At 60.2% G+C, this 13,817-nt stretch carries 12 protein-coding genes; 8 read left to right on the top strand and 4 right to left on the bottom strand.

Going from position 1 to position 13,817, the window contains the following annotated elements; all coding sequences use genetic code 11:
• Positions 1-62 precede the first annotated feature (62 nt).
• The 5 genes from MJP36_RS16715 to MJP36_RS16695 all read left to right on the top strand — a co-directional run bounded on the left by MJP36_RS16715 (position 63) and on the right by MJP36_RS16695 (position 5,547).
• Positions 63-869, top strand: coding sequence for an ABC transporter substrate-binding protein (locus MJP36_RS16715; protein WP_244383501.1), 807 nt, complete (start codon positions 63-65; stop codon positions 867-869).
• A gap of 12 nt (positions 870-881) precedes the next feature.
• A complete protein-coding gene (locus tag MJP36_RS16710; protein WP_244383500.1) occupies positions 882-1,658 on the top strand; it encodes an amino acid ABC transporter permease in 777 nt (258 codons plus the stop codon).
• A 2-nt stretch (positions 1,659-1,660) separates the two neighbouring features.
• On the top strand, positions 1,661-2,440 hold the full coding sequence (locus tag MJP36_RS16705; protein ID WP_090371092.1) for an amino acid ABC transporter ATP-binding protein: 780 nt from the start codon (positions 1,661-1,663) through the stop codon (positions 2,438-2,440).
• Between the two features lie 58 nt (positions 2,441-2,498).
• Positions 2,499-4,109, top strand: coding sequence for a gamma-glutamyltransferase family protein (locus tag MJP36_RS16700; protein ID WP_244383499.1), 1,611 nt, complete (start codon positions 2,499-2,501; stop codon positions 4,107-4,109).
• A gap of 124 nt (positions 4,110-4,233) precedes the next feature.
• Positions 4,234-5,547 (top strand): chloride channel protein, encoded by a 1,314-nt coding sequence (locus tag MJP36_RS16695; RefSeq protein WP_205343815.1) that lies wholly within the window; start codon positions 4,234-4,236, stop codon positions 5,545-5,547.
• A gap of 25 nt (positions 5,548-5,572) precedes the next feature.
• Here MJP36_RS16695 and MJP36_RS16690 read toward each other — a convergent pair whose 3' ends face one another.
• Both MJP36_RS16690 and MJP36_RS16685 read right to left on the bottom strand, forming a co-directional pair.
• Complete coding sequence (locus tag MJP36_RS16690) at positions 5,573-6,916, bottom strand: MFS transporter (protein WP_244383498.1); 1,344 nt, start codon at positions 6,914-6,916, stop codon at positions 5,573-5,575.
• A gap of 45 nt (positions 6,917-6,961) precedes the next feature.
• The gene (locus tag MJP36_RS16685) at positions 6,962-7,882 is read right to left on the bottom strand and encodes an SMP-30/gluconolactonase/LRE family protein (RefSeq protein ID WP_161548100.1); all 921 of its coding nucleotides are present in this window, start codon (positions 7,880-7,882) and stop codon (positions 6,962-6,964) included.
• Positions 7,883-8,308: 426 nt separating this feature from the next.
• Here MJP36_RS16685 and MJP36_RS16680 point away from each other — a divergent pair, with 426 nt between their 5' ends.
• Complete coding sequence (locus MJP36_RS16680; RefSeq protein ID WP_104993778.1) at positions 8,309-9,007, top strand: IclR family transcriptional regulator; 699 nt, start codon at positions 8,309-8,311, stop codon at positions 9,005-9,007.
• Between the two features lie 181 nt (positions 9,008-9,188).
• Here MJP36_RS16680 and MJP36_RS16675 read toward each other — a convergent pair whose 3' ends face one another.
• Both MJP36_RS16675 and MJP36_RS16670 read right to left on the bottom strand, forming a co-directional pair.
• Positions 9,189-10,517, bottom strand: coding sequence for an MFS transporter (locus tag MJP36_RS16675; RefSeq protein WP_060753057.1), 1,329 nt, complete (start codon positions 10,515-10,517; stop codon positions 9,189-9,191).
• An 84-nt stretch (positions 10,518-10,601) separates the two neighbouring features.
• Positions 10,602-11,594, bottom strand: a complete 993-nt coding sequence (locus MJP36_RS16670; RefSeq protein WP_060753056.1) for a hydroxyacid dehydrogenase — start codon at positions 11,592-11,594, stop codon at positions 10,602-10,604.
• A 242-nt stretch (positions 11,595-11,836) separates the two neighbouring features.
• Here MJP36_RS16670 and MJP36_RS16665 point away from each other — a divergent pair, with 242 nt between their 5' ends.
• Positions 11,837-12,511, top strand: coding sequence for an RraA family protein (locus MJP36_RS16665; RefSeq protein ID WP_060753055.1), 675 nt, complete (start codon positions 11,837-11,839; stop codon positions 12,509-12,511).
• 60 nt (positions 12,512-12,571) lie between these two features.
• The gene (locus MJP36_RS16660) at positions 12,572-13,807 is read left to right on the top strand and encodes an MFS transporter (RefSeq protein WP_244383497.1); all 1,236 of its coding nucleotides are present in this window, start codon (positions 12,572-12,574) and stop codon (positions 13,805-13,807) included.
• The last annotated feature ends 10 nt before the right edge of the window (positions 13,808-13,817 follow it).

Here is a 13,817-nt window from a genome sequence, read left to right as displayed (position 1 = left end):
AAAGCTGTCGTGTTTTGACTTGGTGTCCTGCCCCGTTCTTCAACCTACTGGAGTGTCTGGTCATGCATAAACGCCGCGCCTTGCTGGTGGCTTTCTCCCTCAGTCTCTTTAGCCAGTGGGCCTTTGCTGCGCCCCAGGTACCGGAGCGCCTGCTCAAAGCCGATAAGCTCACTTACTGCTCGGGGATGGATTCACCCCCGCTGGTGTCTTTCGACGAGGCCCAGAAACCGCGCGGGCTGACCGTCGATCTGGGCCTGGAAATCGCCAAGCGCCTGGGCGACAAGCCGGTGCAGTGGCGAGTGATTCCGTTCTCGGGGCTGGTGCCGGCGCTGCTCGCCCAGCAGTGCGACATGATCGTCGATCAACTGTTCGACAAGCCCGAACGGCGCCAGGTGATCGATATCGTCAACTACATGTATTCCAGCCAGTCGGTGGTGGTGCCAAAGGGCAACCCCAAGGGCATCAAGACACTGGATGACCTGTCCGGGCACAAAGTCGCGGTGCTCAATGGCTCGACCATCAAGACCCTGCTGGATAGCCAAAACGACAGCCTGACCAAAGCCGGCAAGCCCGCCATGAAACTGGTGGTCTACAACACCGACACCGATGCTTTCCAAGCCCTGCGCATCCACCAGGTTGACGCCTACGGCACCACCGTGGAAACCGCCGGTTACTACGCAGCGATGGCCCCCGACCTGTTTCAGGAGGGTGTGCCGGCGTTCAGCCGCATCCTCACCGGCCTGGGCATTCGCAAGGATGACCCGCAATTGAGCGCCGCGGTGCAACAGGTGATCAGCGACATGCGCAGCGATGGCAGCTACCTGCAGTTGCTGAACAAGTGGCATGTGAGCAGCGACACACTCGACTGAGGCCAACCCGCGATGAATTTCAATTGGGATGTGTTCTGGCAGTACCTGTTGCAGCCCAGCGGCGTGTACCTGACCGGGCTCTGGCTGACCTGCCTGATCGCGGTCTCGGCGATGTTGCTGGGCTGTTTGCTGGGGCTGGCGGTGGCGTTGCTGCGGCTGTCGAAGAACCCGTTGCTGCATCTGCCGGTGCGCTTTTATGTGTGGTTGATGCGTGGCACGCCGTTGCTGGTGCAGATCGTGTTTTTGTACACCGCCATGGCGGCAGGCGGGATTTTCCGGTTTGAGGATGTGGAACTGTTCGGCCTGGTGATCCCGGGGAATATCCAGGCCGCGATCATTGCCCTGGGCCTCAACGAAGGCGCCTATATGGCCGAGATCATCCGGGCGGGGATCGGCGCGGTCGACAAGGGCCAATACGAGGCCGGACGCTCCCTGGGCATGGGCTTCGCCAAGCTGATGCGGCGCATCATCCTGCCACAGGCGTTCCGGGTGATCGTGCCGCCGCTGGGCAACGAGTTCAACGTGATGCTCAAGAACACCACGCTGGTCAGTGTCATCGGGGTGCAGGAGTTGCTGCTCAGTACGCAGATGGTCACCTCGGCGACCTTCCGTGTGTTCGAGTTGTACCTGGTGGTAGCGATCTACTTCTTGATGCTCACCACCCTGTGGGGGGTTTTCCAGCGTTGGCTGGAGGCCCGTTTCGGCCAGTCCGACCAGCCCGGCGCACCACCGCCGGCCTCCAGCCGCCTGTTCGGGCGTAGCACCTTGAAATTGCTGAGGGGACGTTAAGCATGGCGCACCAAAGTGAAGAACTGATCATCGAAGCGCTGGATATTCACAAGTCCTTCGGCGAGTTACAGATTCTCAAGGGCGTTTCCCTGCAAGTGCGGCGTGGCGAGGTGGTGGTGCTGATCGGTGCATCAGGCTCCGGCAAGACCACCTTTATCCGCTGCATCAACCTGCTGGAAGATATCCAGGGCGGGCGCATCCGCGTCAACGGCCGTGCCATGGGCTATCGCGAGCGCAGCGACGGCAGCCTGGTGCGTGATTCGGAGCGCAACATCGCCCGGCAGCGCCGCGATATCGGCATGGTGTTCCAGCGCTTCAATCTGTTCCCGCATATGACCGCCCTGGAAAACATCATCGAGGCGCCGATCCAGGTGCTTGGCGTTTCGCGTGCCGAGGCGCTGGGTCAGGCGCGGGATTTGCTGGCCAGGGTCGGCCTGGCCGACAAGGCCGGCCATTACCCGTCGATGCTTTCCGGCGGCCAGCAGCAACGGGTCGCGATTGCCCGCGCCCTGGCCATGAAGCCCCAAGCCATGTTGTTCGACGAACCCACCAGCGCGCTTGACCCGGAAACCGTCGGCGAAGTGCTGGAGGTCATGAAAGAGCTGGCCGAGGAGGGGATGACCATGGTGGTGGTCACCCATGAAATGGGTTTTGCCCGTGAAGTGGCCGATCGGGTGGTGGTGCTCGACCAGGGCGAAATCATCGAACAAGGGCCACCGGAACAGATTTTCAGGCGCCCCAGCCACCCCCGTACCCGAGCCTTTCTCAGTCGTGTGTTGTGAGCCTGGCGAGGAACCCCTGTCGCCTGTGTCCAAAAGCCTGAACCCAAGAGCCTTTGCCATGTTGAAATTTTCTGCTCACGAGTACCCCTATCCGTCACAACGCCAGAGCGTCTTTGCCCGTCGCGGCATGGTCGCGGCGTCACAACCCCTGGCGGCCCAGGCGGGGATCGAGATTCTGCAAAAGGGCGGCAACGCCATCGACGCCGCCATCGCTACGGCGGCGGCCCTCATTGTGGTGGAACCCACCGGCTGCGGCCTGGGCGGCGATGCGTTTGCGCTGGTGTGGTGCAAGGGCCGGTTGCACGGCCTGAATGGCAACGGCCACGCGCCGGCGGCCTTGAGCATTGAGGCGGTCAAGGCTGCGGGCCATGAGCAGATGCCGCTGTACGGCTGGACGCCAGTCACCGTGCCTGGCTGCCCGTCGGCCTGGGCGGAGCTGTCGCAACGCTTCGGCAAATTGCCCTTCGCCGAACTGCTGCAGCCGGCCATCAGCCTGGCGCGGGACGGCTTTCCCGTCTCGCCGGTAGTCGCTCATCAGTGGCAACTCGCCTTGAACGAATTCACCCCCCATCGTAACGCCGCGCTGGATGCCTGGTTCGATACCTTTCTGATCGACGGCCGCGCCCCGCTGGCCGGGCAGCTGTACCGCAACCCGGCCCAGGCACGGACCTTGGAAGAACTCGCCGCGACCCGCTGCGAAAGCCTGTATCGCGGCGCCCTGGCCGACCGACTGGACGCTCATTCGCGTGCCAGCGGCGGCTATCTGCGTGGCGGCGACCTCAAGGGTTACCGGGCGCAGTGGGTAGAGCCGATCCATATCAATTATCGTGGCGTGGATGTCTGGGAAATCCCCCCGAGCGGCCAAGGGCTGGTGGCGTTGATGGCCCTGAAGATCCTCGAAGGCTTCAACTTCGATCACCGTGACAGCCAACAGACCTGGCATCGTCAGCTTGAGGCGATGAAGGCGGCCTACAGCGACGGCTTGCACCACATCACCGACCCCTTGCATATGCGCGTGGCGGTGGCTGACCTGCTGAGCGACGCCTACAGCACCCGCCGTCGCGACCAGATCGGCGAACAAGCGCAACTGCCCAAGCCCGGTGACCCTCACGCCAGCGGCACGGTGTACCTGGCCACGGCGGACGCCGAAGGCAATATGGTCTCGTTCATCCAGAGCAACTACCACGGCTTCGGCTCCGGCGTGGTGCTGCCCGACAGCGGCATCGCCCTGCAAAATCGCGGGCAGGAGTTCAGCCTCGATCCGGCCCATGCCAACTGCCTGGCGCCCGGCAAGAAAACCTTCCACACCATCATTCCCGGCTTTCTCACCCAGGGTGGCCAGGCCCTCGGACCGTTCGGCGTGATGGGCGGCTACATGCAGCCCCAAGGCCATGTACAAATGGTGATGAACCTGGTCGACTTCGGCCTCAACCCGCAAGCCGCGCTGGATGCGCCACGCTGGCAATGGCTGGGCGGTATGAAGATCGGCCTAGAGCAGGGCGCCTCCCGCGATTTGGCCAACGCGCTGATACGTCGCGGCCACGAAGTACAGATCGCCTGTGACCTGACCGATTACGGGCGCGGGCAAATCATCCTGCGCGACCCGGTCACGGGCGTGCTGTGCGGAGGAACAGAACCGAGGGCGGATTCACATATCGCGGTGTGGTGAGCAACGCCCGGCTGTTCGTTGAATGCCCTGCGCGGGGCATGCAGCAGGGCTGCGGCAGGCTTGAGATCATGCGAGACTGCGCGGGCGTTGCCTGCCATCGAACTTGAAACGGGAATCTGCTCGGGTGATCAAACCGCTATTGTTGTTACGCCGTCGCTTTGCGTCTGTCCGCTGGCGTACTCGCGTGACCCTCTGGGTTGCCGCCACCTGTGCCGGGCTGCTGGTCGTGATGTTCGCCCGCCTGGCCGACCTGGCGCTGATGCAATTTGCTCAACAGACGGCCGGGCGACCCTGGTTGCCGTTTATCTACACGCCACTGGTGGGCATGCTGGTGGTGTGGCTGACCACGCGGTTTTTTGCCGGAGCCCAGGGCAGCGGAATTCCCCAGGTGATCGCCGCCACGCGGCTGGCGCACCAGGGCAAACCCGTCAGCCGGTTGGTCTCGTTGCGTATTGCGTTCGCCAAGATAGGCCTGGGCACACTGGCACTGACCGGGGGCTTTTCGGCTGGGCGCGAAGGCCCTTCGGTGCAAGTGGCCGCCTCAATCATGCACTTCTTTCATCGTTACCTGCCCAATGCGCGGGTGATTCGTCCCGAAGACCTGATCCTGGCCGGCGGCGCTGCCGGCATTGCCGCAGCGTTCAACACGCCGTTGGCCGGGGTGGCGTTTGCGGTGGAAGAATTGGGGCGCAAGCTGGAAACGCGCACCAGTGGTGTGTTGCTCAGCACGATCATCCTGTCAGGCATGGTCGCGATCGCTATACAGGGTAACTACAACTACTTCGGCCACCTGGACGTACAAGATGTCAGCCTCACGATCATCGCGCCTGCGGTGGCCGCCGGTATCGGTTGCGGTCTGCTGGGAGGGTTGTTCAGCCGAATGCTGCTGTGGCCACAGCGGCATCAGCGGTTTGCCCTCTGGGAATGGCGCCGCGCTCACCCGGTCTGGTTTGCCGGTGGTTGCGGGTTGATCGTGGCCGTTCTCGGCGCGCTCAGCGGTGGCCTGTCGTTTGGCAGCGGTTACGGCATTACGTCACAGATCATCGTGTCTGATATCGGCCTGCCCTGGCATGCGCCCATCACGCGTTTTCTCGCCACCGTCGTGACCTATTTTTCCGGTATCCCTGGCGGTATTTTCGCGCCGTCCCTTGCTGTCGGCGCGGCGGTGGGCGCCAATGCCGCCGAGTTTTTCAACGTGGCGGCCCAACCCATGATTGCGCTGTGCATGGTGGGTTTCCTGGCGGCGGTAACGCAGTCGCCGATCACTGCCGCAATCATCGTCATGGAAATGATCGACAGCCATGGGATGGTCATCAGTCTCATGGGCGTGGCGTTGATCGCCAAGGCGGTCAGCGCCAGGATGGGGCCGGAGTTGTATCAGCAATTGGCGCGAGGTTTTCTGCAGGTGCCCGTTGCTGCGACAGCCACCAAACCTTAGCGCCAGTGCGAAGTTGTACCTTGAGTCATTTTGGCACTGCTTGAGGCGCAGGCAGTGTTGGAGTGCCTTGGCGGGCGGGGTCGCCCAACCAGAGCATCAAGCACAGGCCTATCAGCAGGACGGCCGCCACCGCAAAGAATGGCATCGTATAGCTCTCAGTGGAGTCCTTGATCAAGCCGATCATGAACGGGCCGGTGAAACCGCCAAGGTTGCCGATCGACACAATCATCGCCAGGCCTCCCGCAGCGGCACGCCCGGTAAGGAAGGTCGAAGGAATCGCCCAGAACGTCGCCTGGAAGGCAAGGATGCTGGCCACCGCCATGCACAGCGCGGCAATTTTCAGTACGGAGTGCTCCGTCAGTGCCGCGACCACCAGTGCCGCGGCGGCCATGGCCAACGCACCGACGACGTAGGGAAGTCGCTGCCTGCTTTTATTGGCCAGGCGCGCCCAGAGGGTCATGATGATTGCGCCTGACACATAAGGCAACGCGACGACAAAGCCCAAGGCACCACTGGAAATACCCTGGCTTTTGATGATTTGCGGAAGCCAGATACCGATGCCGACCGAGCCGACGATGCAACAGAAGTTAATCGCCGCCAGCGTGAAGACTTTCGGATTGGTCAATGCTGCCCGCAAAGTGGTGCCATGGGAGGCGCCAATCGCTTTTTGCTCTTCAGAGAGGCGGTTGTTAAGCCAGGTTTTTTCGCGATCCGACAGCCACCGAGCCTTCAGCGGCGTATCGACGAGCAAAAACAGGCAGGCGATGCCCAGGAGCACAGCGGGCAAGGCTTCCGTAATGAGCAATAGTTGCCAGTTCCGCAGGCCCAAAACACCGTGTTGTTCGAGCAACCAACCCGAGAACGGCGAACCGACGATGTTCGCAACGGGAATACCGAGCAGAAAGGCAGCGGTCGCCTTGGCGCGCCACTTACCCGGGAACCAGTAGGTGAAATACAGATAAACGCCTGGGGTGAATCCGGCTTCGGCAACCCCGAGCAGGAAACGCGCAATGCTGAAGCTGATGGGGCCAGTCGCAAACGCCGTGGCCATGGAAATAAGGCCCCAGGTGATCATGATGCGTGCAATCCAGATCCGCGCGCCAAATCGTTGCATCAGCAGGTTGCTGGGGATTTCAAAAATGAAATAGCCGAAGAAGAACAGGCCGGCGGCCCACCCGAACATTGTTGCGGTCAGCCCTAAATCCTTGTTCATGCTGATGGCGGCAAAACCGACGTTCGTGCGGTCCAGGTAGCTGATGACATAGCAGACGAAAATGAATGGCACGACGCGCCACAGTATGCGGTGCATCAAGCGTTCACCTTCGGCCTCGTTGAGCGTAGTAGGGTGGGTCGAAGTGTCGTAGGTCATAGTGTCAGGTCTTTTTATAGTTGTTGTATGAGCTGTGCTGTGGGTTCAGCTATGGGAGTACATTGGTAACCCCGGTGTGGCCGTGTCGACTTGCAGAATGCTCCCGGTCTCGGACTCGATGATGAACAGCGTTCGACCGTCCACGCCGCCGAAAGCCAGGTTGGTATTGCTGATGCCGGCACAAGAAACGATGCGTTGCAGCGGCTCCGCGACTTTCGACAGTTTCCAGACAGAACCGAAGCCTGTGTGCGCGATATAGAGGTTGCTCTCTGCGTCAAGGGCCAGCCCATCGGGGCCGCCGAGACCTCCGTGCAGTTGGGCGAAGACTCCAACCTTTCCGATGATCGAGCCGTTGCCCAGCGGGATACGCCAGATCTGTTGGGCGCGGGTGACCGCAATCAGCAGATGATTCAGGTTGGGGTCGTAGACGATCCCGTTGGGACTGGGGATGGTATTGAGCAGGCAAGTCAGGTTGCCCTTCACGTCGACCTTGTAGACCCTGCCGCTCGCATCCTGCAGGCCGGTCTGTCCCTGATCGGTGAAGTACAGGTCACCATTGGGAGCGAAGACGAGGTCATTCACGCCCTTGAAACCTTCTGAACCCGCCGACTCCAGAAAGGGCTGGATATCGCCGGTGTGCGGATCCAGCACCATGATTCCGCGCTTGTAATCGGTGATGAAGATTCGCCCGTCCTGGTGGATCTTCAGGCCATTCGGCCAGCCATCGTAGGCGCAGACCAGCTCCCACTCGCCGAGACGGGAAATCCTGAAAATCCGCCCATTGGGGATGTCGGTCACGTAGAGGCGACCCTCCCGGTCAAACGATGGTCCTTCCAGAAACGAATCTATCGCTCGTCCCTGGCGGTTGGCATTCGCCCAGGCGGTTGGGCGCACGTCGCGAAACTGTTCTGGCAGACGGGTAAAGACGCTTGTCTGAACGGTCGGTGGGGCAGCAAAAAAGCTCATATTCGCTCCTGGCGGCGAGAAGGGCGTGGGTTGCCCGGAATTGTTATTGGTCTAGTTGTAATGAAATGCTGTTTCAAAATAAACCAATCGCCGACGAAAGGCGATACAGGATTTACGTGAAAAATAGCGATTTTGTTGAGTTATTTTGTGGTGACGAAGAGCTGGCTAGCTTTTTAGATTCGTTAAAAGAAATAGCATTTTAAAAATAGGATGCGGGTCTTCAGAGGCTCTGATGGCTTGGAGTGCGCGCGCTGATCAACGCATCCAGGATTTGCCAGGCGCAGCTTTCGGGCCTTGCTGGTTTTTTTGTTATACATCACCCGGATGGCGAGCAGGCCGTCGTTGTAAGATAATCAATTTTCCTGCCCTGATCGTTGGCTGCCCTGTCTGGTCAACTGAATGGGCTCTGTCAATGAGGTGTCTTCAATGGTTAAAGCGCGGCCGCGCCCAGCGGTAAACGGGGTGGCTTCGGCTGACCGAGTCTTGACCGTTCTGTCTGCCTTTCGAATCGGCGATTCTGCGTTGAGCCTGGTTGAGCTGGTAGAGCGTACGGGGCTTATCAAAAGCACGATCATGCGTTTGATGGTTTCGCTTGAAAACCAGGGTTACATCACACGCATGGCTGATGGCCGTTATCAGTTGGCCAGCGAGGTCATGAGGCTTAACGCGGTGTATCAGGAGTCGCTCGATCTGGAGCGGCATGTGATGCCGCGACTGCAGTACCTTTCCGAGCAAACAGGTGAGACCGTTTCTTTCTATGTTCGCCATGGCGCCTATCGGATGTGCCAGTACCGGGTCAATTCCGCCCATCGCCTGCGGCTCAATATGCAGCCGGGGGATATGCGCCCCATGGATGAAGCGGCCGGAGCCCAAGCGTTGCGAGCGCCTTTTCACGTGGGCATCGCGCTGGACAAACCGTACTTTTCGCGTGGCGCGACGGACCCACACGCGTCCTCTATCGCGCTGCCGATCTATGGGCGGCAGCAGGAGCTGATGGGCGCACTCGTCATCTCCGGGCCTGCCAGCCGACTGACGGAGGAGTGCGCGGACAACTTGAAGGACATTTTCTTCGAGGTCGCCCGCGACCTGATGCGCAGTCTGGGGCTCAAGCCGGCGGACAGCTGAACTGCTTAGGAAGCATCTGTCCCGGCGTCCGGCGCGCCAGTAGATCCTGGAGGGCGGCGTCGCCGGCTTGCAGGAAACGGCGACGAGACAGAAGCATCGCAGAACCTCATGATGTGGGTTTGGAAGCGATACCGAGGCTCCCTTGCGGGAGCTCGGCATCTTGGCGTCGATTGAGGAGCGCTTACTTGGCGACCACGGATGCGCCCAACTCGGCGTGCTCCCGCTGACGCTTGCGGCCAATCACCAACACCATGATTCCTGCCAGCGTGCAGAGCGCCGCCAGGGGCATAAGCGCTATCGCGTAACTGCCTGTTGCGTCGTGGATCGCGCCATAAGCATTCACCATCAGGCCGCCTCCGATCAGGTTTGCCATTGCGCCTACGGCTGCGAGCCCGGCAGCAGCCGTGGAGGAGGAGAGCCAACCGGAAACCAACGCCCAGAATGGACCTTTCATTGAGTAGGCCCCGACCAGCACCAGGGTGAGCAAAATGACGGTGGCAACCAAGGAGGAGGTGAACAGGGTCAGGAGCAGGCCGAACGCGATCAGCAACAAGGTCATTGCTGTGTGCCAGCGACGTTCGCCGGTGCGATCGGAACTGCGTCCCCACACGATCATCAGGACCGAAGCGATACCATAGGGAATGGCATTCACCAGGCCGATTTCCAGTGAGTTCAAACCAAAGGTCTTGAGCAGTTGCGGGGCCCAGACACTCATGGTGCTGCCGGCGGCGGAGGCCCCCGAATAGATCAGGGCAAGCACCCAGATGTCTTTATGGCGCAGCAGTTTCCACAAGGAAATATGGCCAATTGCGGTTTTTTTCGAAGCCTCTTCAGCCAGGCGCTGAGTCAACCAGTGGCGTTGTTCATCGGTCAGCCATTTAGCCTGTTCGGGGCGGTCAGTGAGCACGAACAGGCAAGCAAACCCCAGCAGGACGGCGGGTATGCCTTCGAGGATGAATAGCCAATGCCACCCGCGCATCCCCATCCAGCCGTCCAGGCTGAGCAACAGACCGGACAGCGGCGAGCCGATGAAGTTGGCGGCAGGAATCGCCACCATGAAGATCGCCACCATGCGTGCACGGTAAGCTGAGGGCAGCCAGTAGGTGAGGTAAAGCAGGACCCCCGGGAAGAAACCCGCTTCGGCGGCTCCGAGCAGGAAGCGCATCACATACAGGGAGTTGGCGCCCTGCACGAATGCCGTGCCTGCCGAGATCAGCCCCCACGTGATCATGATCCTGGCGATCCACATACGCGCGCCATATTTTTGCATGGCCAGGTTGCTGGGGACTTCGAGAAGGAAATACGCGACGAAGAACAGGCTGCTCGCAAAGCCGAAGACTTTCGCCGTCAGGCCCAGGTCTCCGTTCATCTGCAGCGAGGCCATGCCGATGTTGCCGCGGTCGATGATCGCAATCAAATAGCAGACGATCAGAAATGGAAGAATGCGCCAGGCGACGCGGTGCATCGTACTGCGCTCTAGCTCACTGATGGTGGAAGTTGCTGAGGTCATGAGGCTCTCCGATTGTTATTGTTTCTGGAGTGTCGCGTTCATTGTGGGCGGCCCTGGTGTCCAGCCAGGGCAGCGGGGGCAAGGTCACTGCACCGCGGTACTGGCCTCGAGCAGATGTCGGTTGACCACACAGCGAGGATCCAGGGGTTTGCCCGCCCACACATCGAGAATCTGTTGAAGTGCAACGAGACCGACGCGATCACGTGCCTCGCCGGTATTGGCCCCCACGTGGGGAGTGGCGACAAGTGTCGGCAGACCCCAGAGCGGGCTGTCGGAAGGCGGCGGCTCGGGGTTGAAGGTGTCCAGGCCGGCGCCCGCTATCTTGCGCTCGCTCAACGCTTTGACCAGTGCGTCGGTATCAATCAATTCGCCCCGGGCGGTATTGATCAGGATGCTGCCTGGGCGCATGCGCTCCAGTTGCGCGGCGCCAATCAGGTTTGCGTTGGTGTCCGTCAGCGGGCAATGCAGGCTGATGATATCGCTCTGGGCCAGGAGTCGATCGAAATCCTCCTCGCGCTGCACATGATCGCGTTGCGGCAGTTGCTTCAGGTAGGGGTCGTAAACTTTTACCTGCATCTTCAACGGAGCAACCAGGTCCATCAGGATGCTGCCGATCGAGCCCAAACCCACCAGGCCGAGCGTCTTGCCAAACAACTCAATACCGTTCGCTGAGGTCTTGTCCCAGTGACCGTCGCGCATGCGTGCGTCCAGCAATGCAGTCTGGCGCGCCACGCTGAACATCAGCGCAAAAGCGTGTTCGGCGACGGACTGCGCGTTGGCACCGACAGCGATGCTGACTGGAAGGCCGTGGTCGGCAGCCGCCTGGATATCAATGGTGTTGTAACCCACGCCGTGCTTGGCAATCGCCTTGAGTCTGGACGAGGCCTCAATCATCGCGCGGGTCAATTGCCCCTGGCGAACGATGATTGCGTCGGGTTGCTCGGCACGGATGATCGCTTCCAGCTCGTCAGCAGCAATGTAGGGGGTTGTAGGGATTACCCTGACGCCCTGGCGTGCGGCCAGGTTCATTGCGTCTGCAGCCAGTTCGGGCCCGGTAAGCAGGAGGGTTCGGGTCATGACAGATACCTTGTTCTTATGGGTATGGCTGACGATCAAAGCGAGAGCGTCGCGACAGACCGACATTAGCATAATGAAATGCCGTTGCAATATCTGTGATTGAAATGCTTTTTTTGCCCGATGGCCGGTTAAATTCTTTGTTGCATTGAGATAAATGAAATGCAATTCTGAAATTAAGCCTTGGCTACTCGGCCGACGGCAACGAATAAATTCAATAAGCAACGTCAGTAGAGGTTTGTCACATGAGCATTGGATTCAGGGTGTTGGAGCGTGCGCGCAAGGTAGATGCCGAGTGGGTTGCACGTTACCGGGAGGTTCCAGTGGCGAACGTCAGCGACTCAATGAACCGCATGACGGCAGGTGGCGCCAAGGTGCGTCCGATGCATCGTGCAGGCGTATTGGCCGGCGCTGCGCTCACGGTCAAGGCTCGCCCGGGTGACAACCTGATGCTGCATTACGCCCTGGATATTGCAGAGCCGGGTGATGTGGTGGTGGTCGATGCGGGGGGCGACCTGTCCAATGCCCTGATCGGCGAAATGATGGTTGCTTACGCCATCAAGCGCGGTGTCGCGGGTATCGTGATCAATGGTGCAATTCGCGATTCGGCCGTCATCGGCGCAGGCGATTTTCCACTGTTCGCGGCAGGCATTTCACACCGCGGCCCTTACAAGGATGGCCCGGGCGAGATCAACGTGCCTATTGCTATCGATGGTATGGTGATCGAGCCGGGCGACCTGGTAATTGGCGATGACGATGGCCTCCTGTGTGTACCTTTCGATCAAGTCGGCGAAGTCTTTGATCGTGCGTCAGCCAAGCATGCTGCCGAGTGCAAGCAGATGGAGCAAATTGCCCAAGGCACCAATGATCGCACCTGGGTACTGGAGTCACTGAAGAAAAAAGGTTGCCTGCTACCCTGATGTGCCATTGAGGTGCGATGGGGCGGGCATTGCTGTTACTTGCTAATCAGGAGCAACGCCTTGCTGGACCCCATCACCACGCAACGCAGGAAGTGGCCCGCCTCCGTGAGAGCGCTGGCACATCGTAACTTTCAAATCTATTTTGCAGGACAAGCCGTTTCCACCCTGGGCAAGTGGGTCCAGCAGGTGGCGTTGTCCTGGTTGACCTATCACCTGACAGGGTCAGCTGTACTGCTTGGCACCATCACCTTCCTCACCCTGGCGCCTCAACTGCTGATAGGCCCTCTGGCGGGAGCCTGGACGGACAGGCACGACAAGCGTCGCCTGCTGATCATCGTACAGGCCATCCTCGCGCTACAGTCGCTGGCGCTCGCGATTCTTGCCTATGAGCAATGGATGAGTGGCTTGATCCTTGCGCTGATGGCATTGCTGCTCGGGTTGCTCAACGCAGTGGAAACGCCGCTTCGTCAGGCATTGATCGCAAGCTTTGTGCCTGATCCTGCAGACCTGCCGAATGCCCTTGTACTCAACGCCATGCTCATCAATGCCGCGCGCTTCGTCGGCCCACCGTTGGCCGGCGTCCTGATTGCCTCAGCGGGCGAGGCGGGCTGTTTTTTACTCACCGCTCTTGCGTTCATGTGCCTGTTGATAGGGCTGGTAAAAGTGCGCACGACACCCAGCCCCAGAGCCAGTGGTTCAACCCGTGAAGTGTTCCGCGAAGGGTTGCGTTATCTCTGGAGAACCCTCGAAGTTCGGCGGTTGATGGTCAGTGTGGTGATCATCAACCTCCTTGCGTCGTGCTACACCGCATTGCTGCCGATTTTAGCCAAGAGCGTTTATGCGGGGGATGCTCGTACGCTTGGCTGGCTGTGGGGCGCGGCGGGTTCCGGGGCGTTTCTTGCAACCATCCTATTGGCGGTCAGCGGTTCCGCGTCGAGGTTGCAGCATTTTATATTGGCCGGGGCGGTGTTATGCGCATTGGGTTTGCTGGGGCTGGCCATACCTACTCATCTGGTACTGGCATTACTGTGCCTGGCCGTGCTCGGGTTTGGGATCACCGTCAGTAACGTGAGCAGTAATATGCAACTGCAAAGTGGAGCGCCTGGCGCACTGCGTGGACGAGTGATCGCGTTCTACATCGCGCTACGCTTTGGCTTCGAGGCGATTGGCGGGCTGCTCGCCGGGTTGATCGCGGCTCAATGGGGAGTGTCCGTCACTCTCGCGATAGCCGGAGGGCTGTTAGGGGGGATTATCGTCGCTCGCGAACTCCTCGGCGGCAGGAGAAGCGCGTCATAGTGCATTCAAG

This window comes from Pseudomonas palleroniana, from assembly GCF_022836895.1.
Taxonomy (GTDB): Bacteria; Pseudomonadota; Gammaproteobacteria; order Pseudomonadales; family Pseudomonadaceae; genus Aquipseudomonas; species Aquipseudomonas palleroniana.
This window is presented reverse-complemented; position numbering and strand designations above follow the sequence as displayed.

Bases quoted from the DNA above. Each gene is read 5' to 3' on its own strand.
- MJP36_RS16670 (WP_060753056.1), bottom strand. From the start codon at position 11,594: ATGACCCGAACCCTCCTGCTTACCGGGCCCGAACTGGCTGCAGACGCA.
- MJP36_RS16685 (WP_161548100.1), bottom strand. From the start codon at position 7,882: ATGAGCTTTTTTGCTGCCCCACCGACCGTTCAGACAAGCGTCTTTACC.
- MJP36_RS16700 (WP_244383499.1), top strand. From the start codon at position 2,499: ATGTTGAAATTTTCTGCTCACGAGTACCCCTATCCGTCACAACGCCAG.
- MJP36_RS16675 (WP_060753057.1), bottom strand. From the start codon at position 10,517: ATGACCTCAGCAACTTCCACCATCAGTGAGCTAGAGCGCAGTACGATG.
- MJP36_RS16705 (WP_090371092.1), top strand. From the start codon at position 1,661: ATGGCGCACCAAAGTGAAGAACTGATCATCGAAGCGCTGGATATTCAC.
- MJP36_RS16715 (WP_244383501.1), top strand. From the start codon at position 63: ATGCATAAACGCCGCGCCTTGCTGGTGGCTTTCTCCCTCAGTCTCTTT.
- MJP36_RS16690 (WP_244383498.1), bottom strand. From the start codon at position 6,916: ATGACCTACGACACTTCGACCCACCCTACTACGCTCAACGAGGCCGAA.
- MJP36_RS16710 (WP_244383500.1), top strand. From the start codon at position 882: ATGAATTTCAATTGGGATGTGTTCTGGCAGTACCTGTTGCAGCCCAGC.
- MJP36_RS16680 (WP_104993778.1), top strand. From the start codon at position 8,309: ATGGTTAAAGCGCGGCCGCGCCCAGCGGTAAACGGGGTGGCTTCGGCT.
- MJP36_RS16665 (WP_060753055.1), top strand. From the start codon at position 11,837: ATGAGCATTGGATTCAGGGTGTTGGAGCGTGCGCGCAAGGTAGATGCC.